This is a genomic window from Duganella caerulea (assembly GCF_040362985.1).
In the GTDB taxonomy this organism is placed as follows: domain Bacteria; phylum Pseudomonadota; class Gammaproteobacteria; order Burkholderiales; family Burkholderiaceae_D; genus Rugamonas; species Rugamonas vulcania.
The window spans coordinates 212738-234477 of record NZ_BPWJ01000005.1 but is presented as its reverse complement, the minus strand read 5'-3'; the positions used below and the strand labels follow the sequence as shown (position 1 = coordinate 234477).

Here is a 21740-nt window from a genome sequence, read left to right as displayed (position 1 = left end):
CGATGAACACCATGACCATGCCAGCGCAATACCTCAGCTTCATGCTGGGCCAGGAAATGTTCGCCATCGGCATCCTGGCGGTGCGCGAGATCCTCGAATACGCCGGCGTGACGCCGGTGCCGCAGATGCCGGCCTGTATCAGCGGCGTCATCAACCTGCGCGGCACGGCGGTGCCGGTGCTGGACCTGGCGCGCCGGCTGGAACGCGCGCCGTCGCCGATCAGCAAGCGCACCTGCATCATCGTGGTCGAGGTCGACAGCGGCGCCGATGGCGCCTTCGTGATCGGCATCCTGGTTGACGCCGTCAACGCCGTGCTCGACATACCGCCGGCCGAGATCGAGCCGGCGCCCAGCTTCGGCGCCCAGGTGCGCGCCGAGCTGTTGCAGGGCATAGGCAAGGTGGACGGCCGCTTCGTGCTGCTGCTCAACGTGCAGCATGTGGTGGCGGCCAGCGAGCTGGCCGCGCTGGCCGAGGGCGGCGCGCTGGCGCAGGCTTCCTGACTGGCTCGTCCTGCGGCCGCGTGGGATGCGCGCCACAGGTGGGAATTGGTGATATTTACCGCGGTCGATTGGTTCACAATGACACGTGACCCCCGCCGCACACTGGAGAAGACGCTCATGTTCAAACAGATGAAAATGGAGACCCGCCTGCATGCCGGCTTTGGCGGCATCGTGGTGCTGGTGGTGCTGCTGGGCGTGATCGCGTTCGCCAAGCTCAGTTCGCTGCACGGGCACTGGAACGATTTCGAGACCATCACGCTGGCGCGCAAGAACGCCGTGCTGGAAGGCGTCACCGCCCATGGCAACGCGGTCCACCACTTCAAGAATTACATGCTGCGCGGCGGCGATTACAACAGCAAGTTCCGCGCCGACCTGGCCGCCATCGACAAGAGCATGGGCGACTACAAGGGGGGCGGCGGCCTCACGCCCGAGGAGCAGGCGCTGCTGAGCGACGTGATGGCCGCCACCCGCAGCTACGGCGACAGCATGACCCAGCTGGAGGCCATGCACGAGAAGGGCATGTCGGCGCAGGAGATGGACAAGTCCATCAAGGGCGCGGACGAAGCCATCACCAGCGCCTTCCGCAAGCTGCTCAAGGTCAACGACGGCGAGACCAAGGCCGAATCGGCCGCCATGACGGAAGTGACCGACTCGGCCAAGCAGCTGATACTGGGCATGGACATCCTGATCTCGGTGCTGGGCTGCGTGCTGGCGGTGTGGCTGGCGCGCAGCCTGTCGGGCATTGTGCGCGAGGTGCAGGCGGTGGTCGGCAGCCTGGCCGGCGCCTCCGAGGAAGTGAGCTCGACCGCGCAGTCGCTGTCGCAGGCGGCCAGCGAACAGGCCGCCGGCGTGGAGGAAACCAGCGCCTCGATCGAGCAGATGACGGCGTCGATCGCGCAGAACACCGAGAACGCCAAGGTCACCGACGGCATCGCCACCCAGGCGGCGGTGGACGCCGCGCGCGGCGGCGAGGTGGTCAAGGCCACGGCGATGGCGATGAAGCAGATCGCCAGCAAGATCAGCATCATCGACGACATCGCCTACCAGACCAATCTGCTGGCGCTGAACGCGGCGATCGAGGCGGCGCGCGCGCATGAGCACGGCAAGGGCTTCGCGGTGGTGGCGGCCGAGGTGCGCAAGCTGGCCGAGCGCAGCCAGGTGGCGGCGCAGGAAATCGGCAAGGTGGCGGCCGACAGCGTGGAGCTGGCCGAGCAGGCCGGCCAGATGTTCGACGCGCTGGCGCCGAACATCCGCAAGACGTCCGAGCTGGTGCAGGAAATCGCTGCGGCGTCGGAAGAGCAGACTTCCGGCGTGCGTCAGATCAACAGCGCGGTGGTCCAGCTGAGCCAGACCACGCAGGTCAACGCGGCCAGCTCGGAGGAACTGGCGGCCACGTCGGAGGAGATGAGCGCCCAGGCCGAGCAGTTGGGCCTGTTGATGGCGGTGTTCAAGCAGTACGCGGTCGCCACGCCGCAGCGCAGCGCGGCGCCGCGCCGGGCCGCCGTGCTGAACGCGGGCGCCAAGGCGCAGCGTCCGGCGCGCAAGCTCGACCTGGTGGCCGAGGGCGCGCCGGACGAGACCAAGTTCACGCGCTTCTGACGCGTCTGAACTAAGGCTTGACGAACTTCAGCGTCATGCGGTCGCTTTCGCCGATGGCCTTGTACTTGGCGCGGTCCTCGTCCTTGTTGGCGTAGGTCGGCGGCAGCGCCCACACGCCGTTCTTGTGATCGGCGTTGTCCTTCGGATTGGCGTTGACCTCCGACTTGTCGGCCAGCTTGAAGCCCGCCGCCTCGGCCAGGCCAATCACATATTTCTCGTGCATGTAGCCGGTGCTGGCATCCTTGTCCTGCGTCTTGGAAGCCGGCAGGCGATGCTCGACCACGCCGAACACGCCGCCTTTTTTCAGGCTGGTGTAGACGCTGCCGAACAGCACCTTCAGGTTGTCCGGCCCGGTCTCCATCCAGTTGTGGACATTGCGGAACGTGAGCACCATGTCGACGCTGCCGGCCGGCGCGAACTCATACTTGCGCGGCGGCGAGAACACGCCCAGCGCCACCTTGTTGTACACCTCCGGCTTGGCGTTCAGGCGCGCCATGAAGCGCTCGGCGCCCTTGCGTTCGTTGGCGTCGGGCGAGGCCAGGTCGTCGCCGGCGGCGATCAGCTTGCCGTGGTCGCGCAGGTAGGGCGCCAGGATCTCGGTGTACCAGCCGCCGCCCGGCGCCAGCTCGACCACCGTCATGGTCGGCTTGATGCCGAAAAAGCTCAGCGTCTCGTACGGATGGCGATAGACGTCGCGCTCCACATTGGCCGGCGTGCGCGACGGCGCCGCGATGGCGGCCTTCAGCGCCGCGTCCTCTGCGGCGAAGGCGCCGCCCGCGATCAGCATGGTGGTGGCGAGGACGGCAAGTACGGTTCGTTTCATGCAGGGTCTCCTGATGGATCATGGTTGTGGCGATGCGCAGCCGCTCGCCCAGCGCGATCATCGGTCAACCTTGCCAGATGGTCAAGCGAATTGGGACGGACACCCGGCGGACACTTGCGGACACTCCCGGACACTCGCGCGGACAGTCCGGCGGACATCCGGGCCACGGCAAACATGGCAAATGCACCAACTTGCATCATGAATACCCGTGGCACACATTTTGCCTATCTCGTTCCTTAATCCGGCGCTAATATTGCAAAACCCGCGGAAACGGCGGCGGATATTCAGGTGTAGTGCGAAGCAACGAGCGGTAACGAAGTAGTTCCAGCTGGAAGAGCAAATAAAAAGCAGAATCCCGGGCGACCGGCCCGCAATCTAATCCTTGCTGTTACGTTTTTGGAGATACGATGGAACGACGTGCATTCCTCAATGTTAGTAGTCTGGCCCTGGGTACGATGTTGCTGCCCGCCTTCGGCCGCGCAATCGCGGCGGAAGAGCTGCTCAAGCCAGTCGCCCTTCAATTCAAGAAAATGCTGGCCGACACCGCGATGACCGCGGCGACCCAGGCCGGCGCCTCCTACTGCGACGTGCGCGTGGGACGCTATCTGAACCAGTTCATCACCACCCGCGACCTGAACGTCGAAAACGTGGTCAACACCGAATCGGCCGGGGTCGGCGTGCGCGTGATCGCCGGCGGCGCCTACGGCTTCGCCGCCACCAACGACATGACGCCGGACGGCGTGGCCGCGGCCGCGCGCCAGGCGGTCGCCATCGCCAAGGCCAACGCCAAGCTGCAGACCGAGCCGGTCATCCTGGCGCCGGTCAAGGGCGTGGGCGAAGTGGCGTGGGCCACGCCCATCGTCAAGGACTGGCGCACCGTCGCCATCAAGGACAAGGCCGAGCTGCTGATCGCCGCCAACAAGGCCGGCATGGAGGGCGGCGCCAGCTTCATGCAGTCGCTGCTGTTCCAGGTGAACCAGCAGAAGTACTTCGCCTCCACCGACGGCTCCTACATCGACCAGGACATGCACCGCCTGTGGATGCCGGTGTTCGCCACCGCCGTCGACCAGAAGACCAACAAGTTCCGCTCGCGCCAGGGCTTGTCGGCGCCGGTCGGCATGGGCTACGAATACCTGGACGCGCGCCCCGAGCACAAGATCAAGGCGGCCGGCGGCGTGACCACGCTGTACACCAAGTCCTACGACCTGATCGAGGATGCGCGCGCGGCCGGCAAGCAGGCCAAGCAGAAGCTGACCGCCAAGTCGGTCGAGCCGGGCAAGTACGACCTGGTGCTGTCGCCGGAACACCTGTGGCTGACCATCCATGAATCGGTCGGCCACCCGACCGAGCTCGATCGTGTGCTGGGCTACGAGGCCAATTACGCCGGCACCAGCTTCGCCACGCTGGACAAGTGGCAGTCGAAGAAATTCAAGTACGGCTCGGAGCTGGTCAACATCGTGGCCGACAAGACCACCCCGGGCTCGCTGGCCAACGTCGGCTACGACGACGAGGGCGTCAAGTGCAAGCGCTGGGACATCATCAAGGACGGCATCCTGGTCAACTACCAGGCCACGCGCGACCAGGCCCACATCATCGGCGAGAAGGAATCGCACGGCTGCTCGTACGCGGACAACTGGAGCAGCGTGCAGTTCCAGCGCATGCCCAACGTCTCGCTGCAAGCCGGTAAAAAGAAGATGACCCCGGACGAGATGGTCAAGGACGTCAAGAAGGGCATCTACATCGTCGGCGACGGTTCCTTCTCGATCGACCAGCAGCGCTACAACTTCCAGTTCGGCGGCCAGCTGTTCTACGAAATCAAGAACGGCAAGATCGGCGAGATGCTGGAGGACGTGGCCTACCAGTCGAACACCCAGGAGTTCTGGAACGCCTGCGCCGGTTTGTGCGACGAACGCGATTGGCGCATGGGCGGCTCCTTCTTCGACGGCAAAGGGCAGCCTTCGCAGGTGTCGGTGGTGTCGCACGGCGCCAGCACGGCGCGCTTCAACGGCATCAACGTCATCAACACCGCACGCAAAATCGGCTAAGCCCTGGAGACCACGAGATGAAGAATTTGAGTCAAGACGAAGCAAAACGTATCTGCGACAAGGTGCTGTCGCTTTCCAAGGGCGACCAGTGCGAAGTGAACATCACCGGCAGCCGCAAGGGCAACATCCGCTACGCGCGCAACGCCGTGTCGACCGCCGGCTTGATCGAGGATACGCAGATGACCGTGTCGGTCGCCTTCGGCAAGAAGCAGGGCATCGCCAGCATCAACGAGTTTGACGACAAGTCGCTGGAAAAAGCCGTGCGCCGCGCGGAAGACCTGGCCCGCCTGGCGCCGGAGAATCCGGAGTTCATGTCGACGCCGACCAAGCAGGAATACAAGGCCAGCCAGACCTTCTTCCAGAAGACCGCCGACATCGATCCCGAATTCCGCGCGCAGGTCGCGGCCTACAGCATCGAGAACAGCAAGAAGAACAAGCTGGTGGCGGCGGGCTTCTTCACCGACACCTCGCAGTTCACCACCATCGCCAACTCCAACGGCGTGTTCGGCTACCAGCAGGACACGGGGCTGGACTTCACCGTCACCGTACGCACCGAGGATGGACGCGGTTCGGGCTGGGTCAAGCGCAGCGTGGGCGATGTCAGCAAGTTCGACGCGCGCGAAGCGTCCAACGTGGCGATCGAGAAGGCGTTGAAATCGGTGGACGCCAAGGCGCTGGAACCGGGCCGCTACACGGTGATCCTGGAACCGGCGGCTACCTCGGACCTGCTGGGCTATATGTTCAACGGCTTCGATGCGCGCCAGGCCGACGAGGGCCGCAGCTTCCTGTCGAAGAAGGGCGGCGGCAACCGCCTGGGCGAGAAGCTGTTCGACGAACAGGTCAACGTCTGGGCCGACCCGTGGGACAAGGACGTGGCGGTGCTGCCGTGGGACGGCCAGAACATGCTGGCCCGCGAACGCATGGACATCATCAAGGGCGGCAAGGTGGCCAACCTGGATTATTCGCGTTTCTGGGCGCAGAAGCAGGGCAAGCGCGCCGTCGGCTCGCCGGGCAATATCATCATGGCCGGCACCAACAAGTCGACCCAGGAGCTGATCGCCAACACCAAGAAGGGTGTGCTGGTCACGCGCACCTGGTACATCCGCATGGTCGATCCGCAGTCGGTGCTGCTGACCGGCTTGACGCGCGACGGCACCTTCTACATCGAGAACGGCAAGATCAAGCATCCGATCAAGAACTTCCGCTTCAACGAAAGCCCGGTGACGATGTTGAACAACATCGAGGAACTGGGCCGGCCGGAAATCCTGGCGGGTGACGAGTCGCAGTACCAGTTGCTGATACCGGCGATGCGGGTGCGCGACTTCAACTTCACCTCGTTGTCGGACGCGGTGTAAGGCATCAGGGGCCGGATTCGATTCCGGCCCTGTTACATTCATCAGGGAGTCAAAGTGGAACGACGTTCATTTCTAAAAATCGGCGCGGCGGCAGGCGGCAGCATGCTGATACCGGTCTTCGGCAACGCCATCGCGGCCGAGGAGCTGCTCAACCCCATGGCCGTGCAGTTCAAGAAATCGCTGGCCGACGCCGCGATGAACGCCGCCACCAAGGCCGGCGCCAGCTACTGCGACGTGCGCATCGGCCGCTACCTGAACCAGTTCCTCACCACGCGCGACCTGAACGTGGAAAACATCGTCAACACCGAATCCTCCGGCGTCGGCGTGCGCGTGATCGCCAACGGCGCCTACGGCTTCTGCTCGACCAACGTCATGACGCCGGACTCGGTGGCCGCCGCCGCGCGCCAGGCGGTCGCCATCGCGCGCGCCAACGCCAGGCTGCAAACCGAGCCTGTGGTGCTGGCACCCGTCAAGGGCGTGGGCGAAGTGGCGTGGGCCACGCAGTTCAAGAAGGACTGGCGCCTCGTGCCGATCAAGGAAAAGGCCGAGATGCTCATCGCCGCCAACAAGGCCGGCATGGACGCGGGCGCCAGCTTCATGTCGTCGAACCTGTTCCAAGTGAACCAGCAGAAGTACTTCGCCTCCACCGACGGCTCCTACATCGACCAGGACATCCACCGTCTGTGGGCGCCGCTGACCGCCACCGCCGTCGACAAGGCCACCAACCGCTTCCGCACGCGCGACGGGTTGTCGTCGCCGGCCAGCATGGGCTATGAATTCTTCGACGCGAAAGAGTCCAACAAGATCAAGGCTGCCGGCAACGTCACCACGCTGTACAAGGGCGCCTACGATTTGATCGAGGACGCGCACGCCGCCGGCCGCCAGGCCCGCGAGAAGCTGACCGCGAAAACCGTCGAACCGGGCAAGTACGACCTGGTGCTGTCGCCGGAACACCTGTTCCTGACCATCCACGAGTCGGTCGGCCACGCCACCGAGCTGGATCGCGTGCTGGGTTACGAGGCCAATTACGCCGGCACCAGCTTCGCCACGCTGGACAAGTGGAAGAGCAAGAACTTCAAGTATGGATCGGAGCTGGTCAACATCGTCGCCGACAAGACCACGCCAGGCTCGCTGGGCTGCGTGGGCTACGACGACGAAGGCGTGGCCTCCAAGCGCTGGGACCTGATCCGCAACGGCATCCTGGTCAACTACCAGGCCACGCGCGACCAGGCGGCCATCATCGGCGAGAAGGAGTCGCACGGTTGCTCGTACGCGGACAGCTGGAGCAGCGTGCAGTTCCAGCGCATGCCCAACGTGTCGCTGGAGGCGGGCAAGAAGCCGCTCACGCCGGACGACATGGTCAAGGACATCAAGAAGGGCATCTACATCCTGGGCCGCGGTTCGTACTCGATCGACCAGCAGCGCTACAACTTCCAGTTCGGCGGCCAGCTGTACTTCGAGATCAAGAACGGCAAGATCACCAACCAGCTGGAGGACGTGGCCTACCAGTCCAACACGCAGGAGTTCTGGAACGCCTGCTCGGCGCTGTGCGATGAACGCGACTGGCGCATGGGCGGTTCCTTCTTCGACGGCAAAGGCCAGCCTTCGCAAGTGAGCGCGGTATCGCATGGATCGCCGACCACGCGCTTCAACGGCATCAACGTCATCAACACCGCTCGCAAGATAGGATAAACAATGAAGATGCTGAACCAGGAAGAAGCAAAACGCATTTGCGACAAGGTGATGTCGCTGTCCAAGGCCGACGAGTGCCGCGTGCAGATCAGCGGCAGCCGCAATGGCAATATCCGCTACGCGCGCAACGCCGTGTCGACCGCCGGCCTGACGGAGAATACTCAGCTTACCGTCAGCGTCGCCTTCGGCAAGCGCCAGGGCACGGCCTCGATCAATGAATTCGACGACAAGGCGCTGGAGCGCGCCGTACGCCGTGCCGAAGACGTGGCGCGTCTGGCGCCGGAGAATCCCGAGTTCCTGCCGGCGATCAAGAAGCAGGAGTACAAGTCGTCCGCCACCTACAACGAAGCCACCGCCGCCATCGATCCCGAATACCGCGCCGAAGTGGCGGCGGCCAGCATCAACGCCTGCCGCAAGCAGGGATTGGTCGCTGCGGGATTCTTCAGCGACACCACCGGCTTTGAAACGATCGCCAATTCGAACGGCGTGTTCGGCCACCAGACCTTGAGCAATCTGGGCTTCACCATCACCACCCGCACCGAGGACGGACGCGGTTCCGGCTGGGCCACGCGCTCGGCCACCGATGCGAAGAAGTTCGACGCGCGCGAAGCCTCGGAAATCGCGATCGAGAAGGCGTTGAAATCGGTGGACGCCAAGGCGCTGGAGCCGGGCCGCTACACGGTGATCCTGGAGCCGGCGGCGACGTCGGAAATCATCGGCCGCATGTTCGGCGCCTTCGATGCGCGCCGCGCCGACGAGGGCCGAAGCTTCCTGTCGAAGAAGGGCGGCGGCAACCGCCTGGGCGAGAAGCTGTTCGACGAGCAGGTCAACGTCTGGGCCGACCCGTGGGACAAGGACGTGCCGGTGCTGGCGTGGGACGATTCGTCGATGCTGGCGCGCGAACGCACGGACGTGATCAAGGGCGGCAAGGTGGCCTCGCTCGACTACACGCGCTACTGGGCCGAGAAGCAGGGCCAGCGCGCGTCGGGCCGGCACGGCAACATGATCATGGCGGGCGGCGGCAAGTCGACCGAGGAGCTGATCGCGTCGACCAAGAAGGGCGTGCTGGTCACGCGTACCTGGTACATCCGCATGGTCGATCCGCAGTCGCTGCTGCTGACCGGGCTGACGCGCGACGGCACCTTCTACATCGAGAACGGCAAGATCAAGCATCCGATCAAGAACTTCCGCTTCAACGAAAGTCCGGTGTCGATGCTGAACAATATCGATGAACTGGGCAAGCCGGTGGTGATCGGCGGCGACGAGGTGCGGTTCCAGATGCTGATCCCGCCGATGAAGGTACGCGACTTCAACTTCACTTCCCTGTCGGACGCGGTTTAAAGGCAGGTTGTGGCCAACTACGATTTTTACTTCACCCGCCTGACCTACGAGTCGGGCGACTGGGATGTCGATATCCGCATGCCGAGCAACGTGCTCAATTCGCTGGTCGAATACACGACCCTGCGGGTTGATCCCGTTGAGCACATCGTCGCGCTGTCGGATTCGAAGATGCTGGAGGCGCCGTTCTGCTACTTCGCCGGCCACAAGCTGGTGCAGTTCACGCCGGCCGAGCGCAAGAACCTGGAGCGCTACATCAAGGGCGGCGGCTTCCTGTTCGTGGACGATTGCAACCACGATATCGACGGCTTGTTCGCCAAATCGTTCGAGGCCGAAATCGCCCGTATCTTCGGACCGAAGGCGCTGCACAAGATCCCGAACACGCATCCGGTGTATTCGAGCTTCTTCCATTTCGACGGCCCGCCCAACACCAGCGTGGAACTCAACGGCTGGGGCGACGATCTGGTGCACGATTACCTGAAGGCGGTGGAAGTCGGCGGCCGCGTGCGGCTTTTGTACAGCAACAAGGACTACGGCTGCGAGTGGGACTATGACTTCCGCAACAAGCGCTGGCTGGTGGTCGACAACACCCGCTTCGCGGTCAATATCATTCAATATGCGTTGGGAGCCTGATCTTGGATAGTGCAATCGCCTGGAGCGAAAATGAAATCGGCGCGCTGAGCGCCAAGGTGGCGGCGCTGAAGGCGAGCATGTCCCGTGTGATCATCGGCCAGGAAAACGTGATCGATTCGCTGATCATCTGCCTTCTGGCCGGCGGCCACGCGCTGGTGGAGGGCGTGCCGGGACTGGGCAAGACGCTGCTGGTCAAATCGCTGTCGCAGGCGACGGACATGGACTTCCATCGCGTGCAGTTCACGCCGGACTTGATGCCGTCCGATATCGTCGGCACCGAGATTCTTGAAGAGGACCACGCGACGCGCAAGCGCGAGTTCCGCTTCCAGCAAGGGCCGGTGTTCACGCAGGTGCTGCTGGCCGACGAGATCAACCGCGCGCCGCCGAAGACGCAATCGGCGCTGCTGGAGGCGATGCAGGAACGCAGCGTGACCTTCGCCGGCCAGACGCACAGGCTGCCCAAGCCTTTCTTCGTGCTGGCGACGCAGAACCCGATCGAGCAGGCCGGCACCTATCCGCTGCCGGAAGCGCAGCTGGACCGCTTCCTGCTGCGCATCGACGTGGTGTATCCAACCGAGGAAGAGGAGATCGCGATGGTCTCCGCCACCACCCACGCCGGCTTGAAGGACGCCGATCCGGTGATGGACGTGGAGACCTTGCTGCGCCTGCAGCAGCTGGTGCGCGACATCGAAATCGGCGACTATCTGCTGGCCTATGCGACGCGTCTGGTGCGCGCCACCCGTCCGGCGTTGACGACGGTGCCGGCGGTGAAGAAACATGTCGGCTGGGGCGCTGGCCCGCGCGCGGGGCAGGCGCTGGTGCTGGCCTCCAAGGCGCGCGCGTTGATGCACAACCGCCTGGCCGTTACGCGCGAGGATATCGCTGAGATGCTGCTGCCGGTGCTGGCGCATCGCGTGATCCGCAACTTCGAGGCGGAGGCTGACGGCGTGGCGATCGCCGACATCCTGCTGGCGCTGCGCGAGCATATCCGCCCGGACTAAGCCTGAGCCGCGATGCAATCGACCTTTAAACCGTCCGCGCCGGGCGCCAGTCCGGCAGGCGCTTCCACGCCCGCCGCCATGACGGCGATGATGGCGCAGACCAAGGACCTGGACCTGGTGATCCGCCACGTGCTGGCGGGGCTGGGCCACGGCCTGCACGCGGGCCGCGAGCGCGGCGCCGGCGTCGAATTCTCCGAGTACCGTGCCTACGCGCCGGGCGACGAGTGGCGCCGCGTCGACTGGAAGCTGCTGGCGCGGGCCGACCGCTACTTCGTCCGCGAGGCGGAGCGCGACAGCCACGTCGCCACTTGGTTGTGGCTGGACGCCAGCGCCTCGATGGCGGAGCCCAGTCGCGAGATCAACGGCGTCGACAAGCTGTGGTTCGCGCGCACCGTGCTGGCCTGCGTGGCCGCCATCGCGCAGCGGCAGGGCGACGCGTTTGGACTGGTGGTGTGCAGTGGTGGCAAGGTCGAATTCACGCAAGCCTCGCGCGGGCCGCGCCAGTTGCAGCGCGTGCTGGCGCAGCTGGCCAAGGCCAGGGCGGAAGGCGGCCTGCCCAGCGCCGAGGTGCTGAAGGCGAATTTGCACTTCGCCCGCTCACCGAGTCTGATATTCGCCGCCAGCGATTTCCTCGACTGGCCGTCGCCGCTCAGCGAAGCGCTGCTGCGCCTGCGCAGCCTGCGGCATGACGTGCGCCTGCTGACCTTGCGCACGCAAGCGGAAGTCGATGCCAGCTTCAAGGCCGGCGCGGCCTACCGCGATCCGGAGCAAAGCGACGGCTTGCGCCGCATGACCAACGCCGACCGCGAAAGCTACAAGCAGCAAAGCCGCGCGCACTTCGACGCCGTGGCGACCAGCTGCCGTCAAAACAATATCGTCCACTACGAGGCGCGCATCGAGCAGCCGTTGGGCGGAGTGCTGCGCAGCTGGTTGCAGCTGGCGGGAGCGCGCGCAAAATGATGTTGAGCTCATATCCATTGTGGTGGCTCGCGCTGCCGGTGCTGCTGCTGCCGATATGGTGGCACCGCCAGAAACGCCAGCGCCTGAAGGCCGAGCCGCTGGCGACCGCGCGCTTCCTGCCGTCGGCCGCGCCGGAGCAACTGCGCATATGGCGATGGCGCGACCGCTTGCTTCTGCTGGTGCGCTGCCTGATGCTGGTGACGTTGATCGCCTGGCTGGCCGCGACCATCTTCCCATGGCGAGGCGACACCGTGCTGCTGGACGCCGGCGCCGACAAGGCCTGGGCCGAACAGCAGATCACCGCCGCCGGCATGAGCGCCGCCCAGCGCATCGAACTGCCTCCGAACGGCCTGCAATGGCTGCGCCAGCACGAGCGCGATTGGCGCCCCGGCGCGCGCCTGCTGATCGTCTCCCGTGGCGAACAGATAGCGATGCCAGCCCGAGTGCCGCCTTTCAGCCACCAGATCGACCTTCGCACCAAGCTGCCATCCGCCGCCACCGCCGCGCCGCCGGCCGCTTCCATCGCCACCACGCTGGGCGCCCCCGCCGCTACGCCGGCCGCATCTTCCGGACGGCTGCGGGCCGAGCACCACATCGTGCTGGCCGGCGCGCAGGAGCAGGGCGCTGCCTGGCGTTCGTTGCTCGCCGCCTTTGGCCGCGCCGGCGATGGCGTCGAACGCTACACGCTCGCCGCCGAGCCGACCACCGCGACGGAGCTGATCATCTGGGAATCCCCATCCGCGCCGCCCGCCAACTGGCGCGCCCCGCACTGGTGGCTGGCTGCACCAAGCCCCGCGTTCCCCGAACTGGCAAGCACCTCCACGCTAACCATCAACGGCCTCACGCTGAAATACGCCGCCTCCCCGCGCGGCCGCATGTGGACCTCCGACGCCTTCCCCCCGCGCGACGCCGACACCGCCCGCGCGCTCTACGAAGCGTGGCAACAGCTAAGCCCCGCCCCAGCTCCGGCCTACCCCATGCCAACGCAAACCCTAGGCACCACCCGCAGCGCGCTGCCTGCCATCACCGACGCCAAGCCCGCCGCCTGGCTGGCGCTTGTCCTGCTTGCGCTGTTTTTACTCGAACGGATACTGAGCCATGCACGGCGAAGCTGATACCCTGCGCCGCCACCTCTGGGCCGCCGTCCTGCGCCGCCGCGTCCCCCAATGGCTGGCCGCACTGGCGCCGCTGGCCGCCGCCCTGGTCCTGCCGCACGCCGCACGCCCGCTGGTGATCGCGGCCCTGCTGCCGTGGGCCGCCTGGCTGGCCATCGACATCTATCGCTGGCGCCAGCGCATCAAACGCGAATGGACCTCCTGGCTGAACGCTGCCATCCCCGCACTGGAAGACAGCAGCACACTGCTGGCCGCCGACGCCACTACCCCCATCGCAAGGCTACAGCAACAACGCCTGCAAGCCCGCCTCGCCGACGTGCTGGGCGAAGATGACTATCGCAACATCGCCCGCACCCGCGTGCGAATGAGCATCCTGCCCATCCTGCTAAGCCTTGCCGCGGCAGGCGCCGCATGGGGCTACCACGGCAAGCAGACCGCCGCCAGCGCGCCAGCCGCCAACAGCCAGGCCCCAAGGGCCATCGTCGACGGCGAAATCTACCTGCGCGTAACGCCGCCGGCCTACACCGGCGCCAAGCCATTTGAGACCGCAGCCCGCGACATCCAGGTACCGCAATTCTCCGAAGTGCGCTGGTGCGTGCGCAACCCCAGCGGCGCGCAGCCGGCGGTGGAACTGGGCGACGGCGCCAGCCTGCCCGTCACCGAAGCCTGCGCGATGAAGCGCGTCGAAGAATCCATGTTCTGGCGCGCACGCGGCAAGAACAGCACCCGCTACAACATCCGTGTCACGCCCGACCAGGCGCCGCAAGTGACCATCGTAGAGCCGAACGAATTGATACACATCCTCTCCAAGGACGCGAGGACCGCGCAGATCTCCGTCAGCGCCCGCGACGATTACGCCATCGTCCGCGCCAGCCTGCACATGACATTGGCGCGCGGCAGCGGCGAGAACATCCGCTTCACCGACCGCGAAGTGCCACTGCCCCAATCGGCCGATCCGAAAACCCGCAACTGGAAAAAACAATGGACGCTGGCGGAACTCGGCATGGAGCCTGGCGACGAACTGTATTTCTTCGTGCGTGCCACGGATAACTCGCCGGACAACCCGCACACCACCCAATCTCCGACCTACACGCTGCGCCTGCCCGCCCCGGAAGCGGAAAGCCTGGACGCCACCGCGCTGCCGTCGCTGGCCAAGCCGGAAAACCTGCGCAGCCAGCGGCAGATCATCATCGACACCGAACAGCTGGTGGCCGACATGCAGGCCCACCCCAACATGCCGACGGCCACAGTGCGCGCGCGCAGCGAAGCCATCGCCTCGGACCAGGCCAGCCTGCGCCTGCGCTACGGCCAGTTCCTTGGCGAAGAATCCAGCCTGTTCGGCGATGAACACGACCACGAAGGCGAGGAGCACCACGGCGGCAAGGCAGCCTTCGGCAGTGAGATGTCGGTGGTGAAGGAGTTCGGCCACGCGCACGACCAGGAAGACAACGCCACCATCTTCGATCCCAAGACCAAAGCGGTGCTCAAGCGCGCGTTGTCGGCCATGTGGGACGCGGAAAAATCGTTGCGCGCGATCTCGCCCAAGCCCGCGCTGCCACCCGAATACAAAGCGCTGGACGCGATCAAGGAGCTGCAGGCCGCTGAGCGGATCTACCTGCACCGCACCGCCTTCGTGCCGCCCGCGCTGAAGGAAGAGAAGCGCATGAGCGGCGACATCGTCGGCGTATTAAGCTACAAGCGCGCACAAGGTACAGCCGGCGACACGGTGCCTGCCGAAGTGCGCGAACTGGTGCAGGCCTTGTCGCAGGACGGCGCGCTGCCGGCCCTGTGGAGCAAGGCCGCCCGCGACACCATCGCCGCCCGCATCACCGACCAGGAACAGAGGCTGAGCGCACAACGCGCGGTGCAGGATGTGCAGGATGGCTGCGCGCCGTGTCGCGGCGAATTGCGCGCATGGCTGCGCGGCACACTGACGGATGCCCCAGTGCTGCTGCAAGCACGGACATCGACGGACACGCCGTTCCGCCAGGCCTGGAGCGGTAAGGAGCCGTCGAAATGATGAACATGGAATTGACGGCCATCGCCGTACCCGCAGCGACGTTGGCCGCCGGCGCAGTCAGCGCCGTGCTGTATGGGCGCAAGCGCAAATGGATCGATGCCGCGCTGATCGTGGTGGCCTCGTCGTCGCTGGCGGTCGCGCTGGCCGATATACGCTTGCCGCAGGCCAGCGAGAACATCGCGAAGGTGGCGACCGACGCATCCGGCGGCATCGGCGAAGCGTCCCTGCAGGCGATAGCCCACGCCCAAACCATCGCCCTGAGCGGCGACGGCCTGCGCGAAGCGGAGTGGCGTGACCTGCCGGCGCGCCGCGTGCAGTGGGCGCCAGCCGCAACGGACCAGCTCTGGCTGGACTTCCCGCGCTCGATATCGCTGGGCCGCATCTTCACGCTGACGGTTCGCCGCGCGCCAGCGCCGGCGGGATGGCGCTTGCAGCTACTGGCCGAAAACAAGCAGGTGCTGGCGGATTCCAATCTGTCCGTCGCTGGAACGCCGTCGCTGAGCGTGCAATGGCTGCCGCCGGTGGCGGAGGCCATGGTGTTACAAGCCCGCCTGCTGGACGCCGCCGGAAAAGTGATCACCCAAGGACCGATACCATTGCAGGTAAAGGACCCGACACCCTTGCAGATACAGGGCCGCTTCGATGCGCCGTCGTTCGACGCGCGCGCCTTGAACCAGCTTCTGGCCGACGGCAACGCGGTGCTGGACTGGAGCGTCACCCTGGGCAAAGCCGTGGCACGCAGCGAAACCGCACGCGCTCCGTTGACGGCGCCGAATGCGATGTTCGTTGATGCGGCCTACGTGGAACACATGAACCCTTCCGCGCGTGGCGCGCTACTGGCGCAGACGCGGCAAGGCGTACCGCTGGTGGTGCTGGGTGCGAACGCCGCCGATGTCGCGATGTGGCAGCGCGAGTTCGGCCTGCGCCTGCATCCGCAATCGCCCACCACGGAGAAGGAAGACACGCGCCAGTTCACCGTCGCAGGCACCGTGCTGGCGATGCCTCCCGCCGCGCTCAATCCCGGCGATGATGCCACCGCGCCGTGGTCTGTGGCGGCGCGCGACAGCAAGAAGCAGCCCTGGCTCTGGCAGCGCGATTTGCAGCAGGGCCGTGTGGTGTGGATCGGCGTATCGGACTGGCACCGCTACGCCATCAACTCACCGCAAGCACTGGCCTTGTGGTGGCAGGGCGCGATGGACAAGATCGCGCTGGCGGGCGTCCAGAAAACCAGCTGGCGTATGCCGGACCCTATGCCGCTGCCAGGTTTGCGCGGCGAAGTTTGCGTCGTGGGAGGCGCGGCGGCAAGCGCGCAGCCGGCCGACGGCGGGCCCGCGCTGCCGCTGCTGGCGCGCGCCGACAAGGCCGATTCGCGATGCGGCGCATGGTGGCCGCGCAGTGCCGGGTGGATGAGGTTCGATGCGGCCGGCATGGAGGCGCCGGCGCTGGAATATGTCTACGACGTCAAGGACTGGCCGGCGTGGCAGCGGGCCTTGCGGCGCGACGCCACCGCGACCTATGCGGCGCGGATGGCGAGCGCCGGTGCCGATGGCGTGGCCGCCGCCGGCCGTCCCTTGCCGGTTGCGCCTTTCGCCCTGGCGTTTGCCTTGTGCATGCTGGGCTTGTGGTATCGCGAGTCCGGGCAGCGCCAGTAAAAAAGACCCTGCAACCGCGGTCGCAGGATCAAGGCCGGCCTGGTACTTCGGCCGGCATCCTTGGAACATCGGTCAGAACTTGTAGTTGACCCCAAACAGAACCGTGCGGCCATACTTCGCATACTCCAGCTGACGGTCCTTGCTGTTGGCGTAGGTCTCATACGCTTCGTTGGTCAGGTTGTTCACCTGGAGCAGAACGCCCATGCCCTTGAACGTGCCTTCGTTGAAGGTGTAGCCGATCTGGAAGTCCACCGGGCTGTCGCCCACCACGTAACGCAGCTGGCGGTCGCCGGCGAAGTTGCCGATCTCGCCCACATAATCCGAACGGCGGCGCGTGCTCACGCGGGTCGAGAAGCCGGCCTTCTCGTAGTACAGCGTCAGGTTGGTGACGTTGCGCGACAGGCCAGGCAACTGGATCTTGCCGATGGTCGCGTTGACCTGCTTGATGTCGATCCCGCTCTCGGTGTACGAGCTGCTGGCCAGCACGCCGAAGCCGTCCAGCGCTGGCGTCAGCAGTTCCAGCGGCACCGACACGGACAGCTCGGCGCCTTTCAGCATGCCGCCGTTGCCGTTGTAGGACGTGGTGTACTGGCCCATGTTGGTGATGGCGTTGGTGCCAGGCGTGAACTGCGAGAAGTCGCGCGTCTCGGAGAAGGTGTAGATGTAGGTGTCGAGCTTTTTATAGAAGCCGGCCAGCGCCACATAGCCCTTCTTGGCGAAGTACTTTTCCCACGAGACGTCGAAGGCCTTGGCGCGCCATGGATCGAGGCGCGCGTTGCCGCCACTGCCGCTCGGCAGGCGCGTGCCTGGATCGACGGTGAAGTTGAAGCCGGCGTTGAGCTGGTCGACGCGCGCGCGGGCGATCTGCTTGGCCACCGACAGGCGCAGCGTTTGCTCATGCGGCAGGCCGAAGGCCAGGTTCATGCTCGGCAGGATATCGTTGTAGGCCTTGCCGTCCTCGATCGGATGGGCCGTGCCGCCGTTGTCGGCGTACAGCGACTGCGAGGACTGGTCGGTGTGCACCAGCTGTGCGCCGAAGTTGCCGCGCACGGACACGCCGCCCCAGTCGCTGTCGATGTTGGCGCGGGCGTAGCCGGTGGTGATCTTCTCGGTCACGTCCCACGCGCGGCTGATGGTGCCGGCGTTGTTGGCCAGGCTGTAGTTGATCGGGTTGAAGTACTTGGCGATCACCGCCGGCACGTTCCACGACGGGACGATGCCGCCGCCGGCGAAGCCCAGGTCAACCGGGGAGTACAGCAGGTCGCTGGAGATGGTCGGATTCCCGTTGGCGAACAGCTGGCCGGATGGCTGGCGCTTGGTCTTGGTGCGGTCGCTGTAGTTGACGCCGACGTCGAAGCCGCCCAGGTATTTGTCCAGCATCTCCGGCGCCGGCAGCGTGGCGGCCAGCTTGAAGCTCTTCATCGTGTCCTTCAGGTGCGGCGAGTAGGTGCTGCCGTAGCCGTAGATCGAGTTGCCGGTATAGAGCTTGGACGCATCGCTGTAATCGAGCTTGCCGGCGATGGTGGCGAAGTGGCCGGTCGCCCAGCCCACCGTCATCAGCGGATCGTTGAAGGCGCCGCCGCCCGCGCTTTGCAGCTGCAGGTTGTTTTCGAGGTAGGTCTCATCGCGCTTGGCTTCCGAGTAGTTGGCGTCGGCCAGCAGCGACCAGCTGCCGAAGTTGAATTTGTTGGCCCAGCCGGCGGTGCGGATTTCATCCTTGCGGTTGTTGTACTGGCCGCGCACCAGCGGGTAGGCGCCGGTCGCGGTGCCGCCCAGCAGCGTGCCGTTGACGATGTTGGTGCTGCTGTAGTTGAAGCCCACCGGGTTGTTGCTGCCGTTGTAGCCGCCCAGGTTGACCTCGAACTGGTTGTTGGTGTCGACCTGCTTGAACTCGGAGGCGAAGACGTCCAGGGTGCTGGTCCACATCTTGTTCGGCCGGTATTCCAGCACGCCGATCAAGCCGGTGCGTTTGAGCGTGCCGCTCTTGGCCAGCGCCTTGACGCCGGCGGTGACGTAGGTGCCGGCCGGGACGCCGGACACCTTGCTCTGGTCGAACGGCTCGTAGGTGCCGGTCTCGTTGTCGAGGATGGGTGACTCCAGGCTGGCGATGCCGAGCGCCACGCCGACCGTGCGGTTGGCGAATTGGTCGATGTAGCTGGCGCTGATGCGGTGGCCGGTGTCCTTGGTGTTGGCGATCTTGCCCATCGAGTTCTGCTCGCCGCGCACATTGACCGACAGTGTGCGGCCGGAGAAGGCCAGTGGGCGCACGGTCTGCATGTCGATGGTGCCGGACAGGCCCTGGCCCACCAGGCCCGCGTCGGGCGTTTTGTAGACGGTCACGCCGCTCAGCAGCTCGGACGGATACTGGTCGAATTCCACGCTGCGGTTGTCGCCGGTGCTGACCTGTTCGCGGCCGTTGAGCAGCGTGGTGGCGAAGTCCGGCGACAGGCCGCGAATGCTGATCACCTGCGCGCGGCCGGCCACCCGCTGCGCCGCCAGGCCGGGCAGGCGGGCGATCGATTCGGCGATGCTGACGTCGGGCAGTTTGCCGATGTCCTCGGCGGAGATGGATTCGACGATGGAGGTCGAGTCCTTCTTGACCGAGATCGCGTCCTCGATCCCGCGGCGGATGCCCGCCACCACCACCGTGGACATCGGCGCGTCGGACGCTTGCGGCGCGGCGCTCTGCGCGTGCACCGGCGCGGACAGCGCCGACAGCAGCACCGCGCAGGCGGCGGCCACCGGGGTGAGAGGGAACGCGGCGCGGACGCCGGACGAGTGCGTAGTGAACTTCATGTTGACTGTCTCCTGGTGTTGTAGGGATTGCTTTATGAACGGCATTCTTTGGCCGCTTGAAAACAATCTTGTATTAAAACTAGAGATCAAGTCAAACAGATATTCCTTCCGGAGCGCCAAAAATCGCCGGGAAGTCAGGCTTTCTCCTGCGGGAAGCGCTTCCATGTTGTATTTTGATCATTTTGGTGGCGAGCGATATGTAAGTAAACTACATTCAATTCTGCCGGCCCGGGATTCTTTTTCAAGGAAGGGATCATCCTGTTAGTCCCTCCTCCGCATATGTGATTGCACCCGGAGATTTGCTGGAGCTTGCGAGCAGCGGCCGTTCCGAAAAACGGCCGCGAACGGAGTAAGCGCCGGGGACGGGCTGACATTCAGACACTGGTTGAGCATCAAGGCTGACCTGCTCTTGATTTGCGCGGAATTCTTGTCGGTCCGATCCTTTCCATATCATTTTTGAGTTTACGAGGTGTCTCAGACAAGCCAAATGCAGACTATTTGGCAATCGAAAATGCGACAAGAGACGTTCATTGCCCGGATGGCGCGATATTGGAGTACGGACCTTGGGGGGAGTCGGGACGAATGGCAAGATGTCAGCTCGCGCATGGTGCGTTTATCGCCGCTGAGCATGGGAAAATTGTCGTGCGAAGTGAGTACGCCATGGGGAAGTTAATTGCTGAAAAAAGAGCGCAGTAGATTGATGACCTTCGGTGCTGTGGTGCTGCTGCTAACTGCTGCGATCGTGGCAATAGGTGTGTATTGGAGGAGCACCCAGCGATCGTCTTCGTACGGGATGGAAGAGCAGTATGCTTTAAGCGATAAAGCGGTTGCTGACCTAAAGCCTCTGGCACTTGCTGGCGACTGCGCCGCAGCGAGACGCTTGTCCCTGCACTATTTGAATGTCGCCTTGAATTTTGATGAGGGCTTACGATGGGCGAGGGTAGCCGCGCGTTGCCCAGACGTTCTGGACAAGATGAGACTCGTCGTTCTGCTGCGGCAGTTGCAAAGGAGCCCGGCTGTCGATCTGGAAATCGAGCGAACGGTTGAAGAAATTGGGCGCATCGATCCGGGCGAAGGTGAACGGGTGCGTTCGACGGTCAACGAGAAGCCATGAAGACAATGGTTATTCGCATGAGGGGACGAAGTGCGTTGAGCGTCATCCTGCTTATCATCAGTGCAGCCATTGTCGCGAGTGTTGGTTTGTGCGCGTTCAAGTCGCACTCGCGCAATGCGGCATTTGACGCTGTGCGGGTGGGTGACACGGAGGCGGCGGTGATTGCTCGTTTCGGCGCGCAGCCGTCTGTGCGAGAGAAGGCGGGTGCCTTGTTTGCGCGATACGCGTCTCAACCGTGCGACGGTAGCTGCGTGGAGCGCCTCTGGTTCGAGAACAGCTTGTCGCTCGATACCGAGGCATGGTCGGTGGCATTGGATAAGGACAGGCGCGTTGTCGGCAAGTCGCGCTGGGTGTCGCCGTAGGCGCGGCGCGCGCCTGTCCCGGCTAGCGCCGCAGCGTTACCACTTCTGCCAGCCCATCACGTAGGCCGGCGCGGCGTGGGTGCAGGCTGGATCGGCGATGGGCTTCATCTGCACGCGCTCGAACGGCAGCACGCCTGCCCACACCGGCCAGCTCATGTCCTCCTCGTCGTCCTCCGGGGCGCCGGCGCGCACCTTGCAGGCCGCTTCGTCGAGCGCGATGCGCATGATGGTGGTGGCCGCGTACTCCTTGTCCGAGCCCGGACGGATCTCGGCCTGGCGGCCCGGCGCCAGCTTCTCCATGAACGTCTCCATCGTGCGGCGACGTTCGCCCTCGTCCGCCACCACCTCGAAGCGGCCGTACACCATCGCCGAGCGGTAGTTCATCGAATGGTTGAACGCCGAACGCGCCATCACCAGGCCGTCGAGGTGCGTGATGGTCACGCAGGTCTCGCTCTCCGTCAAACGCTTGAGCATGCGGCTGCCGTTGGAACCGTGGATGTACAGGTGGTTCCCCTCGCGCCAGCAGGCGGTCGGAATGCAGTGCGATCCTTTGTCGTCAGCGAAGGCGATGTGGCACAGATAGGCGTCGTCGATGATCGCGTGCAGCGTGGCGGTGTCGTAATGCGCGTTGGTCGGAATGCGGCGGACGCGGGTGCGTTCGCTCGGTGCGGCGTGGTTTGCTGGTTCGGTCATGATCTCCATCCAAAAAGGTTGAAGCCGCAATATAATGGCTGG

17 protein-coding genes are annotated in these 21740 nt (G+C 64.9%); 14 read left to right on the top strand and 3 right to left on the bottom strand.

Annotated elements, in window-relative coordinates:
- The first annotated feature begins 2 nt into the window (after nt 1–2).
- Nucleotides 3–500, top strand: a complete 498-nt coding sequence (locus tag ACUJB0_RS16840; protein ID WP_444846210.1) for a chemotaxis protein CheW — start codon at nt 3–5, stop codon at nt 498–500.
- Between the two features lie 117 nt (nt 501–617).
- A complete protein-coding gene (locus ACUJB0_RS16835) occupies nt 618–2099 on the top strand; it encodes a methyl-accepting chemotaxis protein (RefSeq protein WP_444846209.1) in 1482 nt (493 codons plus the stop codon).
- 10 nt (nt 2100–2109) lie between these two features.
- On the opposite strand, the gene ACUJB0_RS16830 is transcribed toward ACUJB0_RS16835, so the two are convergent.
- Nucleotides 2110–2922 (bottom strand): class I SAM-dependent methyltransferase, encoded by an 813-nt coding sequence (locus ACUJB0_RS16830; RefSeq protein WP_444846208.1) that lies wholly within the window; start codon nt 2920–2922, stop codon nt 2110–2112.
- Between the two features lie 407 nt (nt 2923–3329).
- Here ACUJB0_RS16830 and ACUJB0_RS16825 point away from each other — a divergent pair, with 407 nt between their 5' ends.
- Genes ACUJB0_RS16825 through ACUJB0_RS16780 form a run of 10 tightly spaced genes read left to right on the top strand, consistent with a single transcriptional unit; the run spans nt 3330 to nt 16733 of the window.
- The gene (locus tag ACUJB0_RS16825; RefSeq protein WP_161086237.1) at nt 3330–4967 is read left to right on the top strand and encodes a TldD/PmbA family protein; all 1638 of its coding nucleotides are present in this window, start codon (nt 3330–3332) and stop codon (nt 4965–4967) included.
- A gap of 17 nt (nt 4968–4984) precedes the next feature.
- Nucleotides 4985–6322 (top strand): TldD/PmbA family protein, encoded by a 1338-nt coding sequence (locus ACUJB0_RS16820; RefSeq protein ID WP_444846207.1) that lies wholly within the window; start codon nt 4985–4987, stop codon nt 6320–6322.
- Nucleotides 6323–6376: 54 nt separating this feature from the next.
- Nucleotides 6377–8014: a TldD/PmbA family protein gene (locus ACUJB0_RS16815; RefSeq protein WP_444846206.1), complete on the top strand. Its 1638-nt coding sequence runs from the start codon at nt 6377–6379 to the stop codon at nt 8012–8014.
- A 3-nt stretch (nt 8015–8017) separates the two neighbouring features.
- Nucleotides 8018–9355: a TldD/PmbA family protein gene (locus tag ACUJB0_RS16810; RefSeq protein WP_444846205.1), complete on the top strand. Its 1338-nt coding sequence runs from the start codon at nt 8018–8020 to the stop codon at nt 9353–9355.
- Nucleotides 9356–9364: 9 nt separating this feature from the next.
- Nucleotides 9365–9985 (top strand): DUF4159 domain-containing protein, encoded by a 621-nt coding sequence (locus tag ACUJB0_RS16805; protein WP_444846204.1) that lies wholly within the window; start codon nt 9365–9367, stop codon nt 9983–9985.
- Nucleotides 9986–9987: 2 nt separating this feature from the next.
- Nucleotides 9988–10986 carry an AAA family ATPase gene (locus tag ACUJB0_RS16800; RefSeq protein ID WP_444846203.1) on the top strand — a complete coding sequence of 333 codons (999 nt, stop codon included), beginning with the start codon at nt 9988–9990 and terminating at the stop codon, nt 10984–10986.
- 12 nt (nt 10987–10998) lie between these two features.
- Nucleotides 10999–11946, top strand: coding sequence for a DUF58 domain-containing protein (locus ACUJB0_RS16795; RefSeq protein WP_444846202.1), 948 nt, complete (start codon nt 10999–11001; stop codon nt 11944–11946).
- Nucleotides 11943–13061 carry a BatA domain-containing protein gene (locus ACUJB0_RS16790; protein ID WP_444846201.1) on the top strand — a complete coding sequence of 373 codons (1119 nt, stop codon included), beginning with the start codon at nt 11943–11945 and terminating at the stop codon, nt 13059–13061. Before ACUJB0_RS16795 ends, ACUJB0_RS16790 begins: the two co-directional genes overlap by 4 nt.
- Nucleotides 13045–15081, top strand: a complete 2037-nt coding sequence (locus ACUJB0_RS16785; RefSeq protein WP_444846200.1) for a DUF4175 family protein — start codon at nt 13045–13047, stop codon at nt 15079–15081. Before ACUJB0_RS16790 ends, ACUJB0_RS16785 begins: the two co-directional genes overlap by 17 nt.
- Nucleotides 15078–16733, top strand: a complete 1656-nt coding sequence (locus ACUJB0_RS16780) for a hypothetical protein (RefSeq protein WP_444846199.1) — start codon at nt 15078–15080, stop codon at nt 16731–16733. Before ACUJB0_RS16785 ends, ACUJB0_RS16780 begins: the two co-directional genes overlap by 4 nt.
- 72 nt (nt 16734–16805) lie before the next feature.
- On the opposite strand, the gene ACUJB0_RS16775 is transcribed toward ACUJB0_RS16780, so the two are convergent.
- The gene (locus ACUJB0_RS16775) at nt 16806–19529 is read right to left on the bottom strand and encodes a TonB-dependent receptor (protein WP_444846198.1); all 2724 of its coding nucleotides are present in this window, start codon (nt 19527–19529) and stop codon (nt 16806–16808) included.
- A gap of 673 nt (nt 19530–20202) precedes the next feature.
- Here ACUJB0_RS16775 and ACUJB0_RS16770 point away from each other — a divergent pair.
- Complete coding sequence (locus ACUJB0_RS16770; RefSeq protein ID WP_444846197.1) at nt 20203–20643, top strand: hypothetical protein; 441 nt, start codon at nt 20203–20205, stop codon at nt 20641–20643.
- Nucleotides 20640–21005, top strand: a complete 366-nt coding sequence (locus ACUJB0_RS16765) for a hypothetical protein (RefSeq protein ID WP_444846196.1) — start codon at nt 20640–20642, stop codon at nt 21003–21005. The genes ACUJB0_RS16770 and ACUJB0_RS16765 overlap by 4 nt, the downstream gene beginning before the upstream one ends.
- Nucleotides 21006–21041: 36 nt before the next feature.
- Here ACUJB0_RS16765 and ACUJB0_RS16760 read toward each other — a convergent pair whose 3' ends face one another.
- Nucleotides 21042–21698 (bottom strand): pyridoxamine 5'-phosphate oxidase family protein, encoded by a 657-nt coding sequence (locus tag ACUJB0_RS16760; protein ID WP_444846195.1) that lies wholly within the window; start codon nt 21696–21698, stop codon nt 21042–21044.
- Between the last annotated feature and the right edge of the window lie 42 nt (nt 21699–21740).